Genomic DNA, 24,475 nt, shown 5'->3' with positions numbered 1-24,475 from the left:
GTAGCAAAACGCGGTGCTACCGTCGAAGCCATGGAATCCGATTGGATCGAACACCGACGAGCTGACGATGGCGAGCACGTGGGCTGGATGAAGCCGGTAGACGATGGATTCGTTGCCATTGACCTTCTGGGACGCCCCAGGACGGAGACGGTGGACTGGTTGAGCGCCGAGGAAACTCTTGATGAACTCGGGCTGCGCTACCTGGCCGACCCTCACGAATTACTGCTCGACGACGGCGGTTGGCTTCGCGTGCGGATCGCCGAGGTTACGCCCTCCGCTGTCCGCGTGAAAAAGGAAGACTGGGGCGATATGACTGCGCCGCAGATTTACTTCACGGTGTCGCTACCCATCACGGAGGACCAGCTTCGCCCGCTGTCACCTAACCAAGAGACGTAGATCCGCGCACCACCAATGAGCTTTCGAGCGTCACATGTGGCTCTGCCAGTGGTAGGCCTTCCATGAGTCCCCGCAGTTGTTCCCCGGCCTTGCGCCCCAGCGGTGTGGCCGGCAAGTGGACGGTGGTGAGGCTGGGGTTGCTGGTGACTGAGTACGGCAGGTCGTCGAAGCCCGCCACGGCCAACTCCTCAGGAATCCGGACACCCTCAACGCGGGCTTCCTGCAGCACGCCATAGGCATGCGTATCAGTACCGCAAACGACGGCGGTAACTCCCTCACGCTGCCACTCCGGCCAGGCCTCGGCGAACGCGGCAGCGGCAGCACCGACGTCGATCGGGGTGCTGATGACATGCCCGTCGGCCACTAAAAGCCCACAGGCTGCAGCCTCCGCCAAGAAGGCCTCACGGCGCAGTTGGAACGTGGCAGTGCCGGTGATGCCGTCCACGTAGGCGGCCCGGGTGTGCCCGGAAGCAGCGAGGTGCCGGGCAAGCTCGCGGGCGCCCTGGGCGACATCAAGGTTCACGGACGGTGCATAGGACTCGAGCCCCGGGGCATCCAGCAATACAAGGGGCGGGGCTGCAGACAGGTCTTCCAGGAATTCCGCACTGGGTGCGCCCACCAGCAGTCCAGCAGGGCGGAGAGCCAGCAACTTGCGGACGTCATCAGCCTGCGGTGATTCACCGGCGTCGGTCACGGAGAGAAGCAGCTGATACTCGGACCCCAACGATTCCCGTACCCCCGCGATGACGTTGGCAAAGAAGGGGTTGGACACGTCCGGAGTCACAAGAATGACGATCGAGCTGACGCCGCGGGCCAGGGAACTGCCAATGCTGTCCACCACGTAGCCGAGCTCGGCAATCGCCGAGCGGACCCGGGAGATGTTGTCATCGGATACCCGGCCCTGGGTTTTACCGTTCGCCACCAGGGACACGGTGGCCGTGGAAACGCCTGCGCGGGCGGCCACCATCGCGGCCGTCACGCGTTGCGAGCGGGGCGCGCGGCCGTGGGGCCGTTCCAGGGATTCCATGCATCGATCGTAGCGGCTCCAACCAGCCCTGACCTGCGAGAAGGCATCAAGCGCTTGACGTTGAAGGCTCCAAGGTCACGTTAAGCGTTTGACGTAAACAGCTAAGTAGTGCCAGAATCTCCCTGAATGCATACTGCCCTGCCCGGGAAAGTTCCAGGCAGGCCCCAATGACGTGGAGAAAAACGTGGACCCCAACACCATGACGCCCGCACCCAGGAAGATCATTCTTGACTGCGACCCTGGCCATGACGACGCAGTGGCATTGCTGCTGGCGCACGGCAACCCGGACATTGAACTGCTGGCGGTCACCACCGTGGTGGGCAACCAGACCTTGGAAAAGGTCACCCGGAATGCCCTCTCCGTGGCCACCATTGCCGGCATCACGGGAGTCCCCTTCGCCGCCGGCTGTGACCGCCCCTTGGTGCGCACCATCGAAACGGCCCCCAGCATCCATGGCGACTCCGGCATGGACGGCCCGGAACAACCCGAGTCCGCCATCGAGCTGGACCCCCGCCACGCCGTCGATCTCATCATTGAAACCGTCATGGCACATGAGCCGGGCACCGTCACTCTGGTCCCCACAGCGGGCCTCACCAACATCGCCATGGCTGCCCGCAAGGAGCCCCGCATCGTTGAGCGCGTCAAGGAAGTTGTCCTCATGGGCGGCGGCTACCACGTGGGCAACTGGAGCGCCGTAGCGGAGTTCAACATCATCATTGACCCCGAAGCCGCGCACATCGTCTTCAATGAGAAGTGGCCCGTGGTGATGGTGGGCCTCGATCTCACGCACCAGGCGCTGGCCACGGATGAAGTCGTCCGGAAAATAGCCGAAATCGGCACCAAGCCGGCCAAGTTCGTCATGGAACTCATGGACTTCTTCCAGAAGACCTACAAGGACGCCCAGGGCTTCGACTTCCCGCCCGTCCACGATCCCTGCGCCGTGGCCTACGTGATCGACCCCTCCGTCATGACCACCCGCAAGGTCCCCGTGGACATCGAACTCCAGGGCAAGCTCACGCTTGGCATGACAGTGGCTGATTTCCGCGCCCCGGCACCGGAGGACTGCCACACTTCCGTGGCCGTGGACCTGGACCACAAAAAGTTCTGGGATTTGGTCACCGACGCGATTGTCAGGATTGGCGAGCCAACGCTCGACGGCGGCGCTGACGCCACCGCTGCTGCTGAGCCCGTTCTGGCTGGAGAGGCAAAGTAATGTCCTCCCCCGCAACCGAATCCACATCCACCCGCGGCAACGTCACCGCCCTCATGGTCGCCCTGCTGGCAGCCTGCGTGGCCTTCCAGCTCAACGCCTCCATGCTCAGCCCGGCCCTGGTGACCATGGGCAACGAACTCAACACTGACCAGGCCACCATCGGCCTGTCCCAGACCTGGTTCTTCACAGCCGCAGCCCTGTTCTCCCTCTTCCTCCCGCGCCTGAGCGACATCGTGGGCCGCAAGAAGATCCTTGTGGGCATGATGCTCCTGATGGCAGTGGGCTCGGTCATTGCCGCACTGGCCCCGGACGTCACCTGGCTGTTCGTGGGCCGCATCATTCAAGGCGTCAGCGGCCCCACGGTTCCGTTGTGCCTGATCATGCTCCGCTCCGCGGTCAGCAACCCCCGCAAGTACGGCACCCTCATGGGCCTCATCACCGCGGTCAACGGTGGCGTGGCCGGCGTGGACTCCTTCGTGGGTGGCTACTTCGCTGAGAACTTCGGCTTCCGCAGCATTTTCTGGCTCATGGTCGCCCTGGCCCTCGTTGCCACCGTGCTGATTGCTGTCCTGGCCGGCGAAAGCAAGCCTGCTGCGGGTACCACCATGGACTGGCTGGGTGTGTTCTGCATTGTGATTGCCGTGGGCGCTTTGCTGACAGCCTTGAACGAGGGCGCCAAGCTTGCCTCCGCCTTCGACTCCGGCACCCTGACCCTCGCGGTGGTCCTCACCGTGATCGCCGCCGTCGCGTTCTACGCGTTCTGGACCGTTGAAAAGCGGGCCAAGCAGCCCATGGTGGAAACCGTGCACCTGCGCCAGCGCTCCACGTGGGCGCCGCTGCTGACCACCACGCTCACCATGACCGGCATCTTCGCGGTCATCAACGGCATCGTCCCGGCCTACGTGCAAGCAGCGGATCCGGGCTTCGGCGTTGGTCCCACAGAGATGTCGCTCATCATCCTGACTCCATACGCGCTGCTGGGCTGGCTCTTTGGTCCGATCAGCGGCCGACTGGCACCCGTGCTCGGCTACACCAAGGTCCTGCGCATCGGCCTGCTTGGCAGCTTGGTGGCGCTGGCGATCATCGCGTTCTTCGGCCTCAACAACCTGCCCATGATGATTGTGGGAACGGCCTTGCTGGGCATCATGTACGCCGGTACCGTCAACATCATGCTCAACGGACTGGGCGTGGTTCTCTCCCCGCAGGGCAACCCGGGCTTCCTGCCTGGCATGAACGCCGGCGCCTTCAACCTCGGTGCCGGGCTGAGCTTCCTTGTCCTGCCCGCGGTCCTCGTGGCCACCGCTTCGCTCAATGATGCCAAGGCGTCCTACCTGACCGTTGTTGTGGTGGGACTCGCCATCACCCTGGCAGCCTTCGCAGCCTCACTCCTGATCCCCAAGCCGGTGGACGCAGAAGTGACCGAAACCGAAAAGGTGACCGCATGACCAGCGCACCCAAGGCGGGAATCGTCGTCGTCGGCTCCCTGAACGCCGACCTCACCATCTACTGCGACCGCCTCCCTCAACCCGGCGAGACGGTCCACGGCAACGGTTTCGCCGTCAATCCCGGCGGCAAGAGCGCCAACCAGGCCGTGGCTGCCAGCAAGCTCGGCGGTCAGGTCAGCCTGATCGGTGCCGTGGGAGACGACCCCAACGGCACCATGCTCCTCGACTCTACGGCCAGCTCGGGAGTGGACGTGTCCCGCGTCCGACGCTCCGACGTCGCTACTGGTGTTGCGGTCATTTCCGTAGACGCTGGCGGCGAGAACAGCATCATCATTTCCGCAGGCGCCAATGGCACCCTACGGCCTTCGGATGTCACGCCCGACGCCTTCCAGGATGCAGCCGTGGTGTGCCTCTGCCTGGAGGTGGAGACGGATACCGTGATTGCCGCCGCCCAAGCAGGGCACGACGCCGGTGCGACCGTTCTGCTAAACCTCTCGCCTTACGCGGAGGTGCCGGAGGCTTTGGCCGGGTTGAGCGATGTGCTGCTGGTGAACGCGCACGAGGCGTCGTTGTTCCTGGGCTCGGAAGCAGATGTACCCGACGCCGACGCAGAGGCCGAGGCCTGGGAGCCGGTCCGGAGCCAGTTCGCCGACCGTGGATTGCAGCGGGTGCTGGTGACCCTGGGGGCGCATGGCTCGGTGGTGCTGGACTCGCTTGCTTCCAGCGGCGAAGACCAGATCACCCGCATCGCCCCTACGCGCGTTTCCGCAGTGGACACCACGGGTGCCGGTGATGCCTTCACTGGTGCTGTGGCTGCTCGCTTGGCAGCTGGTGAATCCCTCGCAGATGCTGCATCTTTCGCCTCGGTGGCTGCGGCCTTGGCTGCCACCAAGAAGGGAACGCAGGCCGCCTACCCAACCATCACCGACGTAGAACAGCTGCGGGGCGCTTAGTACCAGCCTCGCACCCAACTGGGTCGCATTTGAGCGCGTTTTGAGCCGTCAAAACGCGCTTAAGTGCGACCTACTTGGGTTAAGCAGACTTGCGGGCTGCTCGTTGGGCCGCCCGCTCTACTGCCTTGCGGGACAGGGCTCCGTGGCCGGCCATGAGGCGGGGAACCACAACATACACAGCGGCGGGAACCACCAGGGCCGTGAGCAGCAGCGCCCGGAGGACCGGGTGGAGCGGCTCCATGATGGGACCCAGGAGCAGCATGCCGATGGACACCAGCGGGAAGATGGCCAGCCAGGTGATGAGGGCCCGCATGTGAACGGACGGCGCTTTCGGACGGGCAGGGGCGGCCGGGGCCGCTGGGGTTTCAACGGCGATGCGGGAGCTTGTTTGTGTCGTCATGGCATTCTCCAACTAAACGGTTGCTTTTGGCTTGGAATTACAATAACCCCACTCTCCAACAAATACAACCATCCAGTTGGAAACTGGTAATATGACTCCTATGGCATGGGACACAGAGCGAACCAAGGCGCTGCTTCTAGAGGCGGCTACCAGTGAGTTTTGCACCCGCGGATTGGCCGGCGCCCGCATTGATCGCATCGCGGCGGAGGCCGGGGTCAACAAGGAGCGGATCTACCAGTACTTCGGCAATAAGAACGCGCTCTTCGACGCCGTGATCGTCGCCGCCCTCAGCTCCCTCATGGACGAAGTACCCATCGAAGGCAGCGGACCCGAAGCCATGGCGGACTACGCCGGCAGGCTCTTCGACCACCATCAGCAAGATGCCACGGCCCCACGCCTCCTGTTCTGGGAAGGACTGGAACGGGGCACGGAAGTGGTGGGGCTGCCAAAGCGGATGGCCAACTGCGCATCCAAGGTCAACAGCACCATCGCCGCCCTCCCCGGCGTCTCCAGGGAAGATGCAGGGGATCTCCTCATCACCATCGTGAGCCTGTGCGACGCCGCCCCGGTACTCCCGGCACTCGATGGACTGATGGCCGGCAACGACCCCGGCCGCGCACAAAGGCGACGCGCCGCCGTCGTACGTACCGTCTACTTGGCGGCTGCAGCGCTTGCCGCCGAGGCGCAGGAACCGGCCCGCACCTAAGCGCAACCGGCTTGCCCGCACGGCCCATCGTGACAACTTTGACACGAAAAGTGACTTAGTTGTGAAGTTGCCCCTAGCCAAGAGGGGGCGCCATGAACCATGCTTGCTGAATGTACTCAACGACGAGCCCATACCGCATCATCACGGTCTGCACTGGAAACATCTGCCGCTCGCCCATGGCAGCGCTCATGCTCACCGAAGCCTTCGGCGCGGAAGGGCTCGGCGAACTCGTGGCGGTGGACTCCGCGGGCACTACGGGCTACGAAGTTGGACACCCCATCGACCCCCGCGCCGCACGGGTTCTAACGGCCCAGCACCTCGCGTCCGAGGACCACGTTGCCCGCGAGTGGCGGCGTGAATGGTACGCCGAACGGGACCTGATCCTGGCACTGGATGTTGACCATTTCGGCTGGCTTCAGGAAGGGGCCCCGGATCACGCCTCCCTCGGAAAAGTCCGGATGCTCCGCAGCTTCGATCCCCACATGGCAGGCCGCAGCTCCCTTGACCTCGGCATCGAAGACCCTTGGTACGGCGGCCACACGGACTTCGACAACACGTGGACGCTCATCAACGCCGCCATCCCAGGGATAGTGCAGCACGTCAAAGCAGCCATCGCAGCGTCTCAAGACGCGAAAGCCCCCGAGCCCCAGCAGGTAACCTCTATGACATGACCCCTGCACCCGTGATCATCGCAGTTGACGGCAGGTCCGGCGCAGGAAAGACCACGCTGGCCGTTGAGCTGGCGGCCCGATTGCGGCAACACCACAAGGTTTCGCTGTTCCACCTGGAAGACATCTACCCCGGCTGGAACGGCCTCATGCCCGGCATTGAGCGCTACGTGGGCACGGTCCTGAAGCCGCTCAGCGAAGGCATGGCGGCAGAGTGGACCAGCTGGGATTGGGACAAACACTACGACGGCGGCCTGAACGTTACGCTGCCAGCCGAGATCGTGATCGTTGAAGGGGTAGGCGCGGCGGCGGACGCCGCCCGTCCCATGCTGGACGCCGTGGTGTGGGTGGAAGCCTCCGGCGACGAGCGCCGGCGTCGGGCTTTGACTCGTGACGGAAGTACCTACGAACCGTACTGGGACAGCTGGGCCGCCCAGGAGGATGAGTGGCTTTCAAGCGACCAGGTGATCAGTGCCGCTGACATTCGGGTGCAGAACCTTGCCGACGGCAGCGCTCCGGACGATGTCCTCCGAACCCTGATGTACCTGCCTTCGGTTGCTTCGATTTTGTCGCCGGAACTCAGTGCGCGACGGGGACTTCAGCTGCGATCCGAGCGCCTGGACGCAACGCCCGACGCTGAGCTGCTCTTCGCTTCCCTCTACGGCGAGTCCACCAACGCGGTGTGGTTGGATTCTTCCAACGCCACCGCCGTCGCCGGCCGTTCCCAAGCCGCCGCGCGCAGCCGTTTCAGCATCCTGGCTGACGACGGCGGCACGTTCGGACAGTCGGTGCTACACCGCTCCGGAACTACCCAAGTGACCGCCGGTTCCGCCTCCGTCAGAACCTCCGGGCCGTTCTTCCGCTGGCTCGATTCCGTCTGGGGTCGCCGGGCCGTCCGCGCGCCCCGAGGTTACGACGGCCAGTTCACACTCGGCTGGCTCGGATACCTCGGCTACGAACTCAAGCGCGAAACCGGCGGGAACCACATCCCCTCCGACACCCCCGACGCAGCCCTGCTCTTCGCCGGCCGCGCTGTGGTGGTGGATCATCGCGAACAGGCTGTCTGGCTGCTCGCCTTGGAAGCGCCCGACGCCGAGGAATGGTTCCGCGAAGCCCGCACCGCCGTCGAGGCTTTAGTCTCCCCCGCCGCCGGCCTCGCGGTCTCTTTCAATCCGGAGCCTGCCGGCCTTGAGTTCGTCAGCCGCGACTCCGCCACCGACTACAAGCGCAAAATCGCGGACTCGCAGCACCAAATCAGCGAAGGTAACTCCTACGAGATCTGCCTTACCACCACGCTGGAAGCCCCTGCCGCCGGCCTGGACCCGTGGGCGAGCTACCTGGCACTACGACGCCGGAACCCGGCACCGTTCGCCAGTTACCTTCGGTTCGGCGAATTGGTGGTGGCAAGTACGTCACCTGAGCGGTTCCTGCGCATTATGTCCGACGGCGGCATGCGCGCCGAGCCGATCAAAGGCACCCGCGGCCGGTCTACTGACGCTTCCGAGGATGCTGCATTGCGGCACGACCTCGAGACGTCACTGAAGGACCGCGCGGAGAACATCATGATTGTGGACCTGCTGCGCAACGACCTCAGCCACTTCGCCATCCCGGGTTCCGTGACGGTCAGCCGGCTGTGCGCCATAGAAAGCTACGCCACCGTCCACCAAATGGTGAGCACCATAGATGCGCACCTTCGGCCGGGTGCTCCGCGGGCGGAAGCCCTGGCTGCAGCCTTTCCCGCAGGGTCCATGACAGGTGCCCCGAAGATCAGCACCATGGACATCCTTGACCAGCTCGAATCCGGGCCCAGGGGGATCTACTCCGGCGCAATCGGCTACTTCTCACTGAACGCCGCAACGGACCTCGCCGTGGTGATCCGCACTCTGGTGGTCAATCCTGATGGCACTGGCGGGCGAACCCTGTCCCTCGGCGTGGGTGGGGCCATTACTGCGGATTCCGTGGCTGATGACGAGTACGAGGAAATCCGGACCAAGGCATACGGTGTGCTGTCCACGCTGGGTGCTGACTTCCCGGCCTGAGTTTTTGTACAGCTAATGCCCTCAAGAACGTCTCTAAAGGGCGTTAGCTGTACACAAACTACTGGAGCGTGGCGGTCAATCTGGCCACGTTATCCACATACTTGGCAATTGGGGGTCTATCCATCCAGTCGTCCAACGTAAGCTCCTTGGAAACCTCGCGATACGTGGATTCAACCGTCCGCATGAGGTCCACGGTTTCGGCGCCCAAGAGCATCACCGAAACCTCCATGTTCAGGGAGAAGGAGCGCATGTCCATGTTGCTGGAACCGAGAACGGCCACTTCGTCATCGATGGTGAAGTGCTTGGCATGGAGGACATACGGCGCCCGGTACAGGTAGATCCGTACTCCGGCGTCCAGCAAGGCTTCGTAGTAGGAGCGCTGGGCGTGATGGACCAGGAACTGGTCGCCCTTCTCAGACACAAAGAGCTCCACATCCACACCCCGCTGCGCAGCGGTGGTGATGGCGTAAAGCAAGGAGTCATCAGGAACGAAGTACGGGCTGCAAATGGAGATTCTGTGCTGCGCCGAATAGATCAGTGTGTTGAACAAACGAAGGTTGTTCTCAGTGGCGAACCCCGGACCGCTCGGCACTACTTGGGCGGTGACGTGCCCTGGAGAAGGCCGGCTTGGAAGGCGCAACTGATCCTCAAGCGACTCATCGGTCTCGCTGAGCCAGTCCGTGGCGAACACTACATTGAGGGTTGCCACGATTGGCCCCTCGAGCCGGGACATGAGCTCAACCCATTTACGGCCCACTTTGTGGTGTTTGGGATTGTTGTAGGACGGTTCAATCAGATTCTGGGAGCCGGTGAAAGCAATCTCGCCGTCGATCACCATGATCTTGCGGTGGTTCCTGAGGTCCGGACGCCTCCACTGACCATGGATAGGCAGCAGCGGAAGCATTCGCTTCCATTGGATCTTGCCTGCCTTGAGCCGGCGGATCAGGCGACGGTATCCCTTGACCCGCAGCGTTCCAATGTGGTCGAAGAGCAGCCTGACGGTGACACCCCGCTCAGCAGCTTTCTCCAGCTCAGTGAGCAGTTCGTCCGTCACGGAGTCGCTGCTCATGATGTAGAACTCGGCGTTGATGTAGGTCTTGGCACCCTTCACCGCTTGAGCCATGGCTGCGATGGATTCATGGTAGCCGGGGATCAGTTCAACCTTATTGCCATCAACCATGGGCAGGGATCCCAGGCGATGGTTCAGCTCACCGGCCGACTTCACCCATTCCGGACCCGAGTAGACGCTCACCGGATCCGCAAGATCGGACGTCACCGCCCGGACACGCCGGTTAACTTCTTCCTGCTGCTCACGCCGGCGCTTGGACAATTTGAAATTGCCGAAAAGGAGGAAGAGGACGAAGCCCACCGAGGGGATGAGGAACACCGCCAAAAGCCAGGCCATGGCCGTGGTGGGACGCCTGTTACCGGGAATGATGCCCAGAAGGACGATCCGCATGACCACTTCCGCAATAGCCCACGCGCCCAATAGCCAGGTCCACTCCTGGCCAAACGGAAAAGGAAAGAGCACCTACAAACCCCCACGCTCCAAGAACAACAGTAACCTCAGCCTATCCGGCAAAGTCTTGCGCAAAGTCATCCGCAACGGCACCGCACTAAGCTGGGACCATGACTTCCTCTGCCCCGACGGTCCTTGTTTTCCTGGACCCGGCCTTCGAAAACGGACGCATTGCCGACTCCAGCCAGCCCCAGCTCATGGCTACGGACCTTGGCGCCACCCGCGGCGATGGCGTGTTCGAATCACTCCTCGCCGTCCAGGGACGCCCCCGTAAGGTGCAGGCCCACCTGAACCGCTTGAGCGGTTCGGCCGCTGCATTGGACCTGGTGCTTCCGGAGCAGGATGCCTGGCGCAAGGCGATTGATACCGCCATCAGCGAGTTCCGCGAGGTCCACCCGGCGCCCACTCCGGAGGAAGACGAAGTAGTCGTCAAGCTGATCGTGACCCGAGGCGTCGAAGGCGCAGCCAGCCCCACATGCTGGGTGCAGGCTTCCCCTTCACCGGCGGGCAGTCGGCGGCAGCGCGAGACGGGCATCGACGTCGTCCTTTTGGACCGCGGCTTCGACACCGAAGCCGGCGAGCGCGCGCCGTGGCTGTTGCTGGGCGCCAAGACGCTGTCCTATGCGGTCAACATGGCTGCGCTTCGTTTTGCGCATAAGCAAGGCGCAGATGACGCAATTTTCACGTCCACGGACGGCCGCGTCCTGGAAGGCCCCACCTCCACGGTGTTGCTGGCTCACCTTGAAACAGTGGACGACGGCGAAGGGTCCGTCAGGACTGTCCGTCGCCTCATCACCCCGCAGCATGACAGTGGAATCCTGCCCGGCACCTCGCAGGGGGCGCTGTTCGCAGCGGCGAAATCAGCTGGCTGGGAGCTCGGCTACGGGCCGCTGGTCCCGCAGGACCTTTTTGATGCCGACGCCGTGTGGCTGATCTCGAGCATCCGTTTGATTGCTCCCGTGAATCACATTAACGGCAAGGAAATCGGTACACCGGCTGTTCGGAAGCAACTGACCGCCGAGCTCAACGCGTTGTTTGCGGGCATCGAGTAAGCCACCGGACGTCGAGAGTTTTCGTTGACGGAGCTCCGCTAGGAACCTAGCAGATGGCAAGTAGAGTAATCGCTCGCATGACTTAATGATTAGAACTTCTTGCCCTCGACTGTGAGTGGTCCGCGCGTTCAATCGCGTTTCTTAGGCTCCTTGAAATGGTCATTCGTCATGTGATGAATCTTGTTCTCGTGTTAGTTGGATCACGTCCGGCTGGTACTACTTCTGACTTTGCTGGCTAAACTTCCCGGAGGGAATATGGGACTCAGCTCCCCCACAGAAGCCGAAGCATCGGCAACCGAGGCGCAGTCTCAGACTGATGCCTCCCAAACAGGACTCCGCCGGTCCATGGAGGCCCGGCACCTGGTCATGATCGCCATGGGCGGCGTCATCGGCTCAGGCCTGTTCGTTAGTTCCGGATACACCATCGCCACCGCCGGCCCCTTGGGTGCGGTCCTCGCCTTCCTCATTGGCGCAGTAGTCGTCTATTTGGTGATGGCATGCCTCGGGGAGCTCGCTGTTGCGTTCCCCGTCTCTGGTGCCTTCCACATTTATGCCGCCCGGACCATCGGCCCGGCCACTGGCTTTGCCACCGCTTGGCTGTACTGGCTCTGCTGGGCAGTGGCTCTAGGTTCCGAGTTCACCGCGGCAGGCTTACTCATGCAACGGTGGTTTCCGGGCGTCGACGTCTGGATTTGGTGCTTCGTCTTCGCCACCGTCCTGTTCACACTGAACGCCATTTCATCGCGCGTCTTTGGTGAATCAGAGTTCTGGTTCGCGCTCATCAAGGTCGCCGCCGTCGTCGGCCTGATCATCCTGGGCGGGGCCGCCTTGGCGGGATTCCACCCCTTGGCCCCCGGCGAGTTTCCCTCCTTCGGCGAGAACTTCACCACGCCTGACGGGTTGTTCCCGAACGGATTCACCGGCGTCTTCGTCACCTGCCTGGCGGTTTTCTACGCGTTCTCGGGTTCCGAATTGATCGGTGTCGCCGCAGGAGAGACAGCCAACCCGGGCGCGAACATCCCCAAAGCAATGCGCACCACAGTCATCAGACTCATGATCTTCTTCGTTGGAGCGATCGTGGTCATCGCAGCTACCATCCCGTACGAACAAGTCAGCGTGGACGAGAGCCCGTTCGTCACAGTCTTCTCCATGCTGGGCATCCCCTATGCGGCGGACATCATGAACTTCGTGATCATCACGGCACTGCTGTCCGCCGGCAACTGCGGGCTCTTCTCCTGTGCCCGCATGCTCTTCTCGCTGGCCGATGAAGGCCACGCACCCAGGGCATTCCGGAAGTTGACCAAGCGCGGGATCCCCATGGTGGCCCTCTGCGTCAGCATGCTGGGTGGCCTTGCTTCACTGATCAGCAGCGTAGTGGCGGCTGAAACAGTTTACTTGGTACTGGTCTCCGTAGCCGGTTTCGCCACCGTTGGTGTGTGGATGTCCATTGTCGCTTCACACTTCGTCTACCGCCGAACGTTCATCAAAAACGGTGGCGACCTTTCAACGCTCCCTTACAAGGCTCCCCTGTTTCCGCTGGTTCCGCTCCTCGCATTCGCGCTCTGTTTGGTGTCGTTGATCGGCATCGCGTTCGACCCCAACCAGGTGGCGGCACTCTTCTTTGGGGTTCCGTTCGTGGGCGCCTGCTACGCCATCTTCTACTTCAAGTACGGGCGGCGGCGCTCGCTCAAAAAAGCAGCGAGTGGCTCTGCGGCTTCCTGACCTTCTTTGGATGCAGATCAGCCCCTGGACAACCTTTCCCGGTTGCGCAGGGGCTGATCTCGTCTCAAACAGGGTCAGGAGCCTACGGCTGCCGCACGCCCTCCAGCAGTTGAACTTACTTCTTGGCCGCGCGGACCGGGTGCTCACTCAAAATTGAAAGGCGGTTGAAGGCATTGATCCCGATCGCCGCCATGCACAGGACGCTGATCTGCTCGTCGCTATAGTGCTGGCGTGCTTGCTCGAAAAGTTCAGGGCTGGGCCTTGATGAGCTCATGCGGGTGATCTGCTCCGCAATCTCCATGGCCACGGCCTCAGCCGGCTCAAACAACTGCACTTCCTTGTACACGGCAACGAGGGACAGCCGTTGTTCCGTTTCCCCGAATTTCAGGGCCCTCCGGTGGTGAAGGTCAAGGCAAAAGGCACAGCCATTGATCTGCGAGCACAAGTAGTTGATGAGTTCAAGGGTGCGTCGCGGGATGCCAAGCCGGTCGGCTTCATCTACCAGCTGCTGGGAATAGTGGCTCAGTGTCGCGTAAAGATCCGGCTGCTGCTTATCCAGATAGCCGGCCAGACGTGGTTTTGTTTCCTGTTCGGGCATGCTTGGAGCCTAGCGCAACGGGGGTTCCTGCCCACGCTTCAGCTCCTGAATGCGCAGGCGCAAGAAGATGATAGCGAGCACCAAGGCGTAAATCACCAGAGCCGCGACAGCCACCATCAGCAGGGTGTAGAGAATACCAACAAGTGAAAACAAGAAAACCCCCAATTTTGCGGCGGCAGGGTGCCGGACCGAAGTATCAGATGCTAGCAGCCCCCATGAAAACCCGCGGGACGTGAGAAAGGATCCGCCCAAAACCCGCGGGACGTGAGAGAGTGACCGCCCAAAACCCGCGGGACGTGAGAGAGGATCCTACTCGCGGGCGTCGCGGGCGTCCCGGGCTGCAGGGGTGTCCGCAGCAAGGCGGATGCCGTGCTCGGCCAGCCACACCGGGTTGAAGGCCTTGCTCATATAGTTGGTACCGGCGTCGGGCGCTATGGCCACCACAACGGAACCGTGGGGCGCAGCGCGAGCCACGCGAATGGCCGCAGCCACAGCCAGCCCGGACGACGGACCGAGTGCAAGACCTTCCTCGTCAAGGAGCCGGTGGACGGTGGTGTAGACCTCGTCGTTGGGAATGCGCAGGAAACGGTCCACGATGGAGCGATCGAAGGCTTTGGGCCATTCAGGCTCGGGCCAGGAGTTGCCCACCCCGTCCACCAGGATCTCGCCTGGATGTCCACCACTGTAGGCCGAGCCATAGGGATCGGCACCAACAACCTCCAGGTGCCCGCCCGGCCGCGAAGCTGCCACGCGTTCCTTCAAGAACCTGCCGTTCCCACTGATGGTCCCCCCGGTTCCGATACCTGCGACAAGGTGGGTCACCAAACCACCCGTTTGTTCCCAGATTTCCGGGCCGGTGGTTTGGTAGTGCGCGGCGGGATTGGCAGGGTTATCAAACTGCATGGGCCGCCACGCGCCGGGTGTCTCAGCGGTTATCCGCGCAGCTACAGCGCGTGCGTTCTCAGGCGACTCCGACGGCGCGTTCCAGTCGGTGAGGATCACGCGGGCGCCATAGTTGTGCAGCGCGGCGAGCTTCTCCTCGGAAATCGTGTCGCCCGTAACCACCACCACCGGGTGGCCTGTCAGGTGTCCTATGAGGGCCAGCCCGATCCCGGTATTGCCGGACGTGCTCTCCACAATTGTGGCGCCGGGCTGCAGTTCCCCGGATTTCTCGGCCGCCCTAACCATGCTCAGCGCGGTCCGGTCCTTGATGGAGCCGCCAGGGTTTTCGGACTCGAGCTTGATGTGGATGGTGCTGCCCAGGCCGCGGCCCAGCGACTCCAATCTCACCAACGGCGTGTTTCCGACCCTCTCCAAGACCGAAGCATCCAAGCCGTCAGGAGGCCCGGAAGCGGCGTGAACACCATGTTTGCGAATCTCTGTACTCACCAGGTCTTCTCCCCTTCCTCAGAAAGTTCCTGGTCAACGAGGTCCCGCAGCTCGGTCCGCGCCAGTTCCACCAAGTCGGGCGCCGATGGCCGGCGGGCCAGTACGTCAGCCAAGCGACCCACGACGGCGCCGGTCCCCTTCCCGAGCGGTTGCGCGGCTCCCGCTTCGAGCAGCAGGTACGACGCCGTCAGCGCTTCGATCACCAAGAGCTTCTCCGCTGCGTCCAACGATTTTTCCAGTTGCTGCAACGCGAGCGGGGCAAGCGTTGAATGGTCTTCGACGTCGGCCGAGAGGGTTGGTGCGCCGAGCGTCGCCGGAGCGGCCAGGGCCTTGAGCTCGGCCAGCAGTCCCGCCGCCGAGTACCAGAGCAACCCGGGAAGTTCCTCTTGGGCCAGGCCTTCCCCGGATGCTGCAGCCTGCAAATGGCGCGCCCTGATGGCCCGTTGCGGCGGATACAACTTTGCGATGCGCCGCTCACAGGAAATCCCTACGTGCGCCAAGGCCAGCCGCAAACCCTCGAAGGCGAGGGCCAGCTGCATCGGCTGGAAGTTTCCGCCGGAGATCATGCGCCCGGATTCGACATCGACCAGCGGATTATCGCCACGGCCGTTCAGCTCCACGTCCAGGGCAGCATCGAGCTGCGCCGCGAGGGTTCGAAAGGCTCCGTGCGTCTGCGGTGCGGCCCGGAACGACAACGCGTCCTGCACCGACACCTCCGGCCGAACATCCTCCAGCCACCCACCGCTCAGCAGGCGACGCACAGCAGCAGCAGAGTCCCGCTGCCCGTCCACCGCCTTGGCCGCCTGGATCGCCGGCGAAAAGGGGCTGAGGTTCCCGCCGCCGTCGTACCTTGCGATCGTCTCCAGCGAGAGGGAAAGCGCGACGTCGGCCAGCTCGGCCAGCTGCTGCAGCCGCAGCAATGCGAGGGTTCCAACACCCACCGAATACGCGTTGGCACTTACCAAGGCGAGGGCCTCCCCCGGGGCGAGGACAAGGGGTTGGAGACCGGCGTCGGCAAGCGCTTTGGCGCCGGGGACCAGTGCGCCGTCCGCGTTGAACGCTTCACCTTCTCCGATGGCAACGGCGGCGACGGCGGCAAGCTGGGTCAGGTCCGATGAACCCACCGAGCCCTCACGCGGGATGGCGGGAAAGACCCCGCGGTTGAGCATTTCGGCATAGAACTCGGCGGTTCCAGGGCGTACGCCGGAACCGCCTCTGCTGAAACCGATGAGCCGGGCCAGGATCACGGATCTGGATGCAGCGCGGTCCAGATATGAGCCAACCCCGCTGTTGTGATACCTGACCACCTGGATCTGGTACGAAAGGAGCGACTTCTCCTCCACAGCGGTATCCCGGCCGGAACCGAGCAAGGTATTCAGTCCGTAGACCCGTTCGCCGGAGGCGGCGGTATACTCCACGATTTCCCGCGAGCGGCCGAGCAAAGACAACGCATCTTGGTTGAGTTTCACATGGAACCTCGGGTCTGCCGCCGCCCGGGCCACGTCCGCAACTAGCACCGGAGACGATCCGATCACCAGTGTCTGCGGCTTCCCCGGCACCATTAGAAGTCCAGGAGGTTTTGCCGAAACCCGCCGTTGCCGTAACTCTTCCTCAACAGCCCGCGACGCCTCAGTTCCGGCGTCAGCTTGTCCAGCACGCTGTGCACTGTTACCGGGTCCACGAAGCCGGAGAACAGGAACCCATCGCCCTCCACGGCGGAGCCTGTTTCCTCCAGGTAGTCAGCGATTTCGCCAACCGTGCCGATGATCGAGTCGCCTGCTCCGCCGCTGCGTGCCTGGAGGATCTGGCGAAGGGTGGAACCTGGAGGGGCAGCCTTGGCGAAGTGTTCCAGTGTGCCTTGGTTACTGTTGGTGCTCAGCTCGGGCAACGGAGCGTCGAGGTCGAACTGCTTGAAGTCGATGACGGAGAGGTAGGAGATCGAGTTGAGCTGGCTGTCGATGTCTCTCTGGGTGAGTTCACGCCGCTGCGCCCGCAGCTCCTGTGCCTCGGCTGTAGAACCAACAACGGTGGGCTTCAGGACGAAAAGTACCTTGACGTCGTCGGGATTTCGGCCGGCCTTCGCAGCTTCCGCGCGGATCGAGTCACGGTAGGACTTCATCCCGTCAACCCCACGAGCGAGGGCAATGGCGACGTCGGCATGGCCGCCTGCGAATGCCTTGCCCCGGGGCGAGGCACCAGCCTGAACCAACACAGGTTCCTCAGGCAGGGGCGCCGTGTTCAACGGGCCTCTGACCTTGAAAAAGTCTCCTTGGTGGTTGATGGGGTGCACTTTGTTATGGTCCGCGAACACCCCGGCTTCAACATCCTCAAGCACGGCCCCAGGTTCCCAACTCCGCCAAAGGCGCCTGACGACGTCCACGAACTCCTCCGCTTTCTCATAGCGGAGATCGTGTTCAATCTGCTGGTCCAGCCCATAGTTCTGTGCGGCGAGGTCGCTGCCGGAGGTGACGACGTTCCAGCCGAGCTGTCCTTCTGAAAAGTGTTGCAGCGTGGCCAGGAGCCTGGCGGCGGTGAAGGGCGGGTAGAAGGAAGCGCTGACCGTGGGCACGATTCCTAGGTGCTCCGTGACGGAGAGAAGGTACGGGACCAAGGCAAGGGGATCGTGCTTAGGTGCAAACGAGGCGTGGGCCAAGGAAACCTCGGCCGTACCCCCATAGGTGTCCGGAACGGTGAGGGAATCTTCAATGATGAACAGGTCCAAGCCGGATCGCTCAAACGCACGGACGGCCTCCTGATAGAGGGCGGGCTTCTTCCAGTCGTAGCCCAGGCCATAGCCGGGAGTCCCCCAACCCTGGACACCGAAACCGTGGCCCACGAACCATCCAAAGTGCAGCATGGGCTTGAGTGTAGAACTGCTTTGTCCGTTCACCGCGACCTGATTTCATGCGAAGTTACAGGGGGTCGTACTGGGTCAATTATGCTCCCGGGACGTCACATTTGGGCCCCGCCCATGACGGTATGGATTTCCACATACGGCGTTCGCCTTGTTCCGCAAACACCATGCGTCCGGAATGATCGCTGTATGAGTTCAGCCACCCGCACTTCCGCCAAGGACCGCCTTTGGGGCGTCTGGGCACTCAAGGGGTACAAACGTGAATGGCTGCGGCACGACGCCGTGGCGGGTGCTGCGCTCTTTGCCCTGCTGGTGCCTGCGGGCATGGCCTACGCGCAGGCGGCCGGTTTGCCACCCGTCACAGGGCTCTACGCCACGGTGATTCCGTTGCTGGTTTACGCCGTGGTGGGGCCTTCGCGCATTTTGGTCCTGGGACCCGATTCATCCCTTGCCCCCATGATTGCCGCAGCTATTGTTCCGCTTGCGGCCGGCAGTAGTGAGAGATCGGTGGCACTCGCCGGGCTGTTGGCTGTGTTGATCGGGGTGATCATGCTCGCGGGCTCCGCACTGAATCTCGGTGCCATCACCGGGCTGCTGTCCAAACCCATTAGGCTCGGATACCTGAACGGAATCGCCTTGCTGGTGGCGTTATCGCAGCTTCCGGCGTTCCTGGGGATAGAGGCCGACGGCGACATCTGGCAAAAGCTCGCGAAGGTCACCACCGGGTTGCTGGGCGGCGGGGTCAATGTCACCGCGCTGCTGCTAGGCGTCGGTTCCCTGGCCCTCATTTGGATCCCGCGGCTGCTGAAGTGGAAGGTACCTGGCGTCCTGCTGGCGGTGGTCGGCTCCTGCATTGCAACGGCTGTTTGGGGCCTGAACGACGACGTCAAGGTCACCGGGGTTTTGCCGCAGGGGCTGCCGATGCCCGCGCTCGGCGGCATTGGCTGGGCTGACGCTCTGATGCTGCTTCCCGCTGCGGCCGGTATTGCCCTCATGGCTTTCGCGGACACTGGCGTCCTGTCCCAGACATTGGCAGCGAAGGAAGGAAAGAGAGTCTCGGGCAACCGGGAGATGGCGGCGTTGGGGGCAGCCAACGCAGCCACAGGGTTGTTGGGCGGATTCCCCATCTCCGGCAGTGCATCCAGGACCCCGGTGGCCGTGGATGCTGGTGCCAAATCCCAGATGACCGGGGTGGTTGGTGCGGGGCTGGTTCTGGCTTTCATGCTGCTGGCTCCCGGAGTGACCGGGTACCTGCCTTCGGCCACCCTGGCGGCCGTCGTCATCGCTGCGGCAATTGCCTTGGCCGACCCCGCCGGTGTTAGGCGGCTCTTCAGCCTGAGCCGAAGCGAATCCGTGGTCATGCTGGCTGCGTTCCTGGGCGTTCTCACCGTTGGGGTACTGCAGGGAATCGTCGTAGCCATAGCCTTGGCACTTCTGGACTTTGTTCGGCGGGCCTGGGATCCGTACCGGACAGAACTCGGCGCCGAAGAAGGGCTCCCTGGCTATCACGATCTGGAGCGGCACCCCGAAGGTGAGCGCATCCCCGGACTCCTCATCCTCCGCTTTGATGCGCCCCTGTTCTTCGGTAATGGGCAGGTCCTGACTGCCTTTGTCCGGGAGCAACTGGACGAAGCCCCGGAGGAGACCGCGGACCCGGTTACCCATGTCATCCTCGCCGCGGAGCCCATCACCGGGATCGACACTACGGCGCTGGATGACCTGGTCACATTGGACGAATGGCTGGCCCGCAAAGGCGTGGATTTAGTGTTCGCCGAACTGAAGGGGCCTGTCAAAGACAAACTACTCCGCTTGGGCACTGCAGCCCGTTTTACGCCCGAGCACTTCTTCCCCACTGTGGGCGCAGCCGTGCGCGCACTGAAAAACGCATAAGGGAAGCACCGCCGATTACGCAACATGACGGCCGGACACCAGCCCGCAAGTGCAGCCCAAGGCCCGTGGATGTTACGTTTTTCTTGAGTAATGAGTACCAGCGCGAAGCCCTGACTTGCTGGTCGGCAACCCTCTCTCCGGCGGGGTGCCTCAGGTGACTACTCGGCGTATCGACAACTCGAACTGCAAGCGTGACTGAGGAGCACCAGCTATGCCTGAACCCACTGAAGAAAAACTTTCCTATCGCCTGATTACTGGCCCGGACACCCGTGATTTCTGCGAGCGGATCCACACCGCCCTCGCCGAGGGCTATGTGCTCCATGGCAGCCCGGCTGCCACGTTCAACGGCACGGACGTCATTGTTGCCCAAGCAGTGGTGCTGCCCGCCGCGATCGCCAATGCCGATGCCGCCGTTGCCAGTGCCGTTGACCAGCTTGAGAGCGACGACGACGAAGCAGCATTCGAGGGACACGCATGAGCTACGCAGGTGACCTGACCCCGCAGGATGCGTGGGCCAAACTCGAAGAAGGTGCCATCCTGGTGGACGTCCGCACCGAGGGCGAGTGGGCCCACATCGGTATCCCCGACACCAAAGCCACGGAAAACGATCCCCTTTTCATCCAGTGGAACCTCGCCGGCGGCATCCCCAACTCCCGCTTCATCGAGGACTTGCGTCAGCAGGCACCCGAGGACCACGGCGTTGAGTTGGTGTTCCTGTGCCGCTCCGGTCAGCGCTCCATCTCCGCAGCCATCGCCGCCACGCAAGCCGGTTTCACTGCCTACAACGTCTTGGAGGGCTTTGAAGGTGAACCGGACCGCTATGGTGAGCGCACCGTCAACGGTTGGAAGAACCGTGGCCTGCCGACGAATCTGGGGACTGAGTAAGTGACTTTTAATCCCGATGCCGCCGGTTGGAGCCCTGATACCCAGGCTGTTCGCGGTGGCCTTGACCGTACCAACTTCCAGGAAACGTCCGAGCCCGTTTTTCTGAACTCCGGTTTCGTCTACGAATCCGCTGCTGCCGCCGAGCGCGCCTTCACCGGTGAGGACGAACGTTTCGTATACTCCCGCTACGGCAACCCTTCCGTTGCAACGTTCCAGGAGCGGCTGCGCCTGCTCGAAGGAACCGAAGCCTGCTTTGCGACTGCGTCAGGTATGTCCGCGGTCTTCACTGCCTTGGGTGCCCTGCTGGCTGCCGGTGACCGCGTGGTTGCCGCCCGTTCCCTGTTCGGTTCCTGCTTTGTGATCCTCAATGAGATCCTGCCACGGTGGGGCGTTCACACGGTCTTCGTAGACGGCCCGGACTTGGAGCAGTGGCGCGAAGCCCTCTCCGAGCCCACTACCGCGGTCTTCTTCGAATCTCCGTCCAACCCCATGCAGGAGATCGTGGACATCGCTGCGGTCAGCGAACTGGCGCATGCTGCCGGGGCCACCGTGGTGGTGGACAACGTCTTTGCCACGCCCCTGCTACAACGCTGCGGTGAGCTGGGAGCGGACGTCATTGTTTACTCCGGCACCAAGCACATCGACGGCCAGGGACGCGTCCTTGGCGGCGCGATCCTGGGCACCAAAGAATTCATCGACGGCCCGGTCAAGCAACTCATGCGGCACACCGGCCCTTCACTATCCGCGTTCAACGCCTGGGTGCTAACCAAGGGCTTGGAGACCATCGGACTGCGTGTAAACCACAGCTCGGCATCCGCGTTGAAGATCGCAGAGTGGCTCGAGCAGCAACCCGCCATCAGCTGGGTTAAGTACCCGCTGTTAAAGTCTCACCCGCAGTACGAACTTGCGGCGAAGCAGATGAAGGCGGGCGGCACCGTCCTGACCTTTGAGCTATCTCCTTCGGCCGGACGATCAGCCAAAGAGGCTGCCTTCGCCTTGCTCGACGGTCTCTCCGTCATTGACATCTCCAACAACCTGGGCGACTCCAAATCCCTCATCACCCACCCTGCCACCACCACCCACCGGGCCATGGGACCGGAGGGGCGGGCGGCGATCGGGCTTTCGGATGGTGTTGTCCGCCTGTCCGTAGGGCTTGAAGATGTAAACGACCTCATCCTGGATCTGGAGAAGGCCCTCAAACAGGTCTAACCTTGCTGCCATGAGCGAGAACCATCCCTATCGCCGTGCCGGAGCGGTCATCGTTGCCGGCACGGTGGTGTGGTTCGTAGGAATCTCTCCAGTCTCACGCGTTTACATCACCCCCAACAACGCCGAGCGGCTGCGCATGCTCACAGCCGGACAGCGCGGCTGGATCGTGGGTCAGCACCTTACCGCCGTGGGAACAGTTGCAGTGCCTGTGGGAATCGCCGCCTTTGCCCGCGCTGTTCAGGACCAAGATGCCGTTCAAGGAAACGCATCGCATCGGAGGGCGAGGAAGTGGGCTTTCGGTGCAGCCGCCGCCTTACTCGCGGGCGCCCCGTTCTTCGTCTCAAGCCTCGCCCGGCGAGCATCCGACCTTGAAGGGTTCGCCTACCGCAGGGGATCCAACGCGCCGTTCCTGGCGTACTCCGGGCTGCATGTTGTGGCGTTGGCCGCGCTCGGCGGGAGCCTTCTTTCCTTACCCGCAAGCCGCTGGATTGGTATCACGGCTGCGGCCAGCGCACCCGTTTACGGCGCCATCCTGGCAGTCAAAAAGGACATCCCGCCGTTCTGCTTCTATCTGGTGGAGGGACTCGTCGGCGCCTACCTGATGACGTGGGAAGAACAGGACGCAAAGGCCTCCTGACCCGGGTCAGCATGCGAGGTCGTTCCTGATGCGCGCGGGGGCAGTACCCCGCATTCCGCGTCAGGAGGCCGAGTGGGGACAGGGCTGAGGCCGGCTCCCGGTCCGTTCCGCACCAGTTCCCGCCATCCGCACCAGAGGTATCTGGCGCAAACGGCGGAAACGGGAGCGCCAAAAGCACTAACGGGTGCCGCCGGCTGTCCAAGCAGCGCCAGCGTCAGTCCTGGAAGTACTCGATTTTCGCGCCAATGGTGTTCAGTCGCTCTGCAAGGTCCTCATAGCCGCGCTCAATCACGTAGATGTTGCGAAGTTCGGAGGTGCCCCTGGCTGCCAACATGGCAAGGAGCAGGCAAGCGGCCGGGCGGAGGGCCGGCGGGCAGCCGATTTCCGCGGCACGCCATTTGGTGGGTCCGTTGACGTAGATTCGGTGCGGATCCAGCAACTGCACCTGTGCGCCCAATTTGTTGAGTTCCGTCAGGTAGATGGCTCGGTTCTCGTACACCCAGTCGTGGATCATGGTCTGGCCCTCGGCGTTGCCTGCGATCACTGCGAAGAACGGCAGGTTGTCGATATTCAGGCCGGGGAACGGCATGGGGTGGATCTTGTCCTGTGGGGCGTGAAGCTCCGACGGCTTGGTGGTGACGTCCACCAGCCTGGTGCGTCCGTTGCGTGCCATGTATTCCCCGGATACCTCGAGGTTCTGGCCCATCTGTTCCAGGGTGGCAAGCTCAATTTCCATGAACTCGATGGGCACCCTGCGGATGGTGACCTCTGAGTTGGTCACGATGCCTGCGGTGATCAGGCTCATGGCCTCAATCGGGTCTTCGGACGGGAAGTACTCAATGTCCACATCAATGGCGGAACGCCCGGTGATCTTCAGCGTTGTGGTCCCCACGCCGTCAATTTCCACACCGAGGCCCTGCAAGTAGAAGCAAAGGTCCTGCACCATGTAGTTAGGGCTGGCGTTGCGGATGATGGTGGTGCCTTCACGGTGGGCGGCCGCCATGATGGCATTCTCCGTGACGGTGTCGCCGCGTTCGGTCAGGACGAAGGAGCGATCGAGATCGTCGGCGGGAGGAGCGGTCACGGAGTAGAAACCGGACTTCGCCTCCACTTCGAGGCCGAACTGGCGAAGCGCCTGCATGTGAGGTTCCACCGTGCGGGTTCCGAGGTCACAGCCACCGGCGTAGGGAAGAAGATATTCGCTGGTTTCGTCCAGGAGGGGACCCAGCAGCATGATGACGCTGCGGGTACGCCGGGCGGCGTCAACATCCATGGACTCGAGATCCAGTACCTCGGGGCGCCGGATGCGGAGATCGCTGCCGTTGAGCCATGTACATTCCATGCCGATGGAGGTCAGCACCTCAACGATCCTGTTGACTTCCTCGATCCGGGCGAGCCGTCGCAGCGTGGTGGTGCCGCGGTTAATGAGACTCGCGCACAAGAGGGCTACGCCGGCGTTTTTGCTGCTGTTGACGTCCACTTCACCGGAGAGGGTCCGGCCGCCCTCCACGCGGAGGTGGGTCATCTGCGGCTTGGCCACTTTGACGATGGACCGCCCAAAAATGGCTTCGAGGCGTTCAATCATGCGGAGGCTGAGGTTTTGTTTGCCCTGTTCCATCCGGGCGATTGCGCTCTGGCTGGTTCCCAATTCAGTAGCCAGCTGCCCCTGCGTCCAGCCTTTTTCGCCACGGGCGTCGCGGAGCAGGAGGCCTACATGTTCGGCGGTAGGTTGCGTCATAACCAATAAATATCACAAGTGAGCTAGAAGTTCAGTGCAACATGCCAATTCAGCGGTAAACATCACACCATACCCGCCCTGTGCGATATAGGGCACGACGTCGGAGACTCGCCTTGGGTGAACGCTTTCCCTCAG

23 protein-coding genes and 1 riboswitch are annotated in these 24,475 nt (G+C 62.7%); of the genes, 14 read left to right on the top strand and 9 right to left on the bottom strand.

Annotated elements, in window-relative coordinates:
• The first annotated feature begins 30 nt into the window (after positions 1–30).
• Positions 31–396: a hypothetical protein gene (locus HAV21_RS14560; RefSeq protein ID WP_166842210.1), complete on the top strand. Its 366-nt coding sequence runs from the start codon at positions 31–33 to the stop codon at positions 394–396.
• Here the strand turns inward: HAV21_RS14560 and HAV21_RS14555 are convergent.
• Entirely contained in the window at positions 380–1,423 is a 1,044-nt protein-coding gene (locus HAV21_RS14555) for a LacI family DNA-binding transcriptional regulator (RefSeq protein ID WP_166842209.1), read from the bottom strand. The genes HAV21_RS14560 and HAV21_RS14555 overlap by 17 nt on opposite strands.
• 199 nt (positions 1,424–1,622) lie before the next feature.
• Between HAV21_RS14555 and HAV21_RS14550 the strand changes: the two genes are divergently transcribed.
• Genes HAV21_RS14550 through HAV21_RS14540 form a run of 3 tightly spaced genes read left to right on the top strand, consistent with a single transcriptional unit; the run spans position 1,623 to position 5,034 of the window.
• Positions 1,623–2,636 (top strand): nucleoside hydrolase, encoded by a 1,014-nt coding sequence (locus HAV21_RS14550; RefSeq protein WP_166842282.1) that lies wholly within the window; start codon positions 1,623–1,625, stop codon positions 2,634–2,636.
• Positions 2,636–4,081 carry an MFS transporter gene (locus tag HAV21_RS14545; protein WP_166842208.1) on the top strand — a complete coding sequence of 482 codons (1,446 nt, stop codon included), beginning with the start codon at positions 2,636–2,638 and terminating at the stop codon, positions 4,079–4,081. Before HAV21_RS14550 ends, HAV21_RS14545 begins: the two co-directional genes overlap by 1 nt.
• Positions 4,078–5,034 carry a ribokinase gene (locus HAV21_RS14540; protein ID WP_166842207.1) on the top strand — a complete coding sequence of 319 codons (957 nt, stop codon included), beginning with the start codon at positions 4,078–4,080 and terminating at the stop codon, positions 5,032–5,034. The genes HAV21_RS14545 and HAV21_RS14540 overlap by 4 nt, the downstream gene beginning before the upstream one ends.
• Before the next feature lie 79 nt (positions 5,035–5,113).
• On the opposite strand, the gene HAV21_RS14535 is transcribed toward HAV21_RS14540, so the two are convergent.
• Entirely contained in the window at positions 5,114–5,434 is a 321-nt protein-coding gene (locus HAV21_RS14535) for a hypothetical protein (protein WP_166842206.1), read from the bottom strand.
• A gap of 100 nt (positions 5,435–5,534) precedes the next feature.
• Between HAV21_RS14535 and HAV21_RS14530 the strand changes: the two genes are divergently transcribed.
• The 3 genes from HAV21_RS14530 (at position 5,535) to pabB (ending at position 8,847) form a co-directional block, all read left to right on the top strand.
• Positions 5,535–6,140: a TetR/AcrR family transcriptional regulator gene (locus HAV21_RS14530; RefSeq protein ID WP_166842205.1), complete on the top strand. Its 606-nt coding sequence runs from the start codon at positions 5,535–5,537 to the stop codon at positions 6,138–6,140.
• Positions 6,141–6,250: 110 nt separating this feature from the next.
• Positions 6,251–6,811, top strand: a complete 561-nt coding sequence (locus HAV21_RS14525) for a low molecular weight protein-tyrosine-phosphatase (RefSeq protein ID WP_166842204.1) — start codon at positions 6,251–6,253, stop codon at positions 6,809–6,811.
• Entirely contained in the window at positions 6,808–8,847 is a 2,040-nt protein-coding gene (gene pabB, locus HAV21_RS14520) for an aminodeoxychorismate synthase component I (protein WP_166842203.1), read from the top strand. Before HAV21_RS14525 ends, pabB begins: the two co-directional genes overlap by 4 nt.
• A gap of 58 nt (positions 8,848–8,905) precedes the next feature.
• Here pabB and cls read toward each other — a convergent pair whose 3' ends face one another.
• Positions 8,906–10,378, bottom strand: coding sequence for a cardiolipin synthase (gene cls, locus HAV21_RS14515; RefSeq protein WP_142937775.1), 1,473 nt, complete (start codon positions 10,376–10,378; stop codon positions 8,906–8,908).
• 98 nt (positions 10,379–10,476) lie between these two features.
• On the opposite strand from cls, the gene HAV21_RS14510 reads away from it, so the two are divergent.
• Both HAV21_RS14510 and HAV21_RS14505 read left to right on the top strand, forming a co-directional pair.
• Positions 10,477–11,418, top strand: coding sequence for an aminodeoxychorismate lyase (locus HAV21_RS14510; protein WP_166842202.1), 942 nt, complete (start codon positions 10,477–10,479; stop codon positions 11,416–11,418).
• A 255-nt stretch (positions 11,419–11,673) separates the two neighbouring features.
• Entirely contained in the window at positions 11,674–13,140 is a 1,467-nt protein-coding gene (locus tag HAV21_RS14505; protein ID WP_166842201.1) for an amino acid permease, read from the top strand.
• 115 nt (positions 13,141–13,255) lie between these two features.
• On the opposite strand, the gene HAV21_RS14500 is transcribed toward HAV21_RS14505, so the two are convergent.
• The 5 genes from HAV21_RS14500 to HAV21_RS14480 form a co-directional block, all read right to left on the bottom strand.
• A complete protein-coding gene (locus HAV21_RS14500) occupies positions 13,256–13,738 on the bottom strand; it encodes a carboxymuconolactone decarboxylase family protein (RefSeq protein WP_166842200.1) in 483 nt (160 codons plus the stop codon).
• 9 nt (positions 13,739–13,747) lie between these two features.
• A complete protein-coding gene (locus HAV21_RS14495; protein WP_165450169.1) occupies positions 13,748–13,891 on the bottom strand; it encodes a hypothetical protein in 144 nt (47 codons plus the stop codon).
• 156 nt (positions 13,892–14,047) lie between these two features.
• Positions 14,048–15,130 (bottom strand): cysteine synthase family protein, encoded by a 1,083-nt coding sequence (locus HAV21_RS14490; RefSeq protein ID WP_166842281.1) that lies wholly within the window; start codon positions 15,128–15,130, stop codon positions 14,048–14,050.
• Positions 15,124–16,689 (bottom strand): aromatic amino acid ammonia-lyase, encoded by a 1,566-nt coding sequence (locus tag HAV21_RS14485; RefSeq protein ID WP_166842199.1) that lies wholly within the window; start codon positions 16,687–16,689, stop codon positions 15,124–15,126. The genes HAV21_RS14490 and HAV21_RS14485 overlap by 7 nt, the downstream gene beginning before the upstream one ends.
• Positions 16,689–18,017: an NtaA/DmoA family FMN-dependent monooxygenase gene (locus HAV21_RS14480; protein ID WP_166842198.1), complete on the bottom strand. Its 1,329-nt coding sequence runs from the start codon at positions 18,015–18,017 to the stop codon at positions 16,689–16,691. The genes HAV21_RS14485 and HAV21_RS14480 overlap by 1 nt, the downstream gene beginning before the upstream one ends.
• A gap of 153 nt (positions 18,018–18,170) precedes the next feature.
• Between HAV21_RS14480 and HAV21_RS14475 the strand changes: the two genes are divergently transcribed.
• From HAV21_RS14475 to HAV21_RS14455, 5 genes are all read left to right on the top strand, one after another.
• Entirely contained in the window at positions 18,171–19,871 is a 1,701-nt protein-coding gene (locus HAV21_RS14475) for a SulP family inorganic anion transporter (protein WP_166842197.1), read from the top strand.
• 86 nt (positions 19,872–19,957) lie between these two features.
• Positions 19,958–20,069, top strand: a riboswitch (SAM riboswitch).
• Positions 20,070–20,082: 13 nt separating this feature from the next.
• Positions 20,083–20,349 (top strand): DUF1737 domain-containing protein, encoded by a 267-nt coding sequence (locus HAV21_RS14470; RefSeq protein WP_166842196.1) that lies wholly within the window; start codon positions 20,083–20,085, stop codon positions 20,347–20,349.
• The gene (locus tag HAV21_RS14465) at positions 20,346–20,756 is read left to right on the top strand and encodes a rhodanese-like domain-containing protein (protein ID WP_142937761.1); all 411 of its coding nucleotides are present in this window, start codon (positions 20,346–20,348) and stop codon (positions 20,754–20,756) included. Before HAV21_RS14470 ends, HAV21_RS14465 begins: the two co-directional genes overlap by 4 nt.
• The gene (locus HAV21_RS14460) at positions 20,757–21,965 is read left to right on the top strand and encodes an O-succinylhomoserine sulfhydrylase (protein ID WP_142937760.1); all 1,209 of its coding nucleotides are present in this window, start codon (positions 20,757–20,759) and stop codon (positions 21,963–21,965) included.
• 10 nt (positions 21,966–21,975) lie between these two features.
• Positions 21,976–22,602: a hypothetical protein gene (locus HAV21_RS14455; protein WP_166842195.1), complete on the top strand. Its 627-nt coding sequence runs from the start codon at positions 21,976–21,978 to the stop codon at positions 22,600–22,602.
• Between the two features lie 214 nt (positions 22,603–22,816).
• Here HAV21_RS14455 and HAV21_RS14450 read toward each other — a convergent pair whose 3' ends face one another.
• The gene (locus HAV21_RS14450) at positions 22,817–24,340 is read right to left on the bottom strand and encodes a UDP-N-acetylglucosamine 1-carboxyvinyltransferase (RefSeq protein WP_142937758.1); all 1,524 of its coding nucleotides are present in this window, start codon (positions 24,338–24,340) and stop codon (positions 22,817–22,819) included.
• Positions 24,341–24,475 lie beyond the last annotated feature (135 nt).

It is taken from the genome of Paenarthrobacter sp. MSM-2-10-13 (assembly GCF_011605365.1).
Classification (GTDB): domain Bacteria; phylum Actinomycetota; class Actinomycetes; order Actinomycetales; family Micrococcaceae; genus Arthrobacter.
This window is presented reverse-complemented; position numbering and strand designations above follow the sequence as displayed.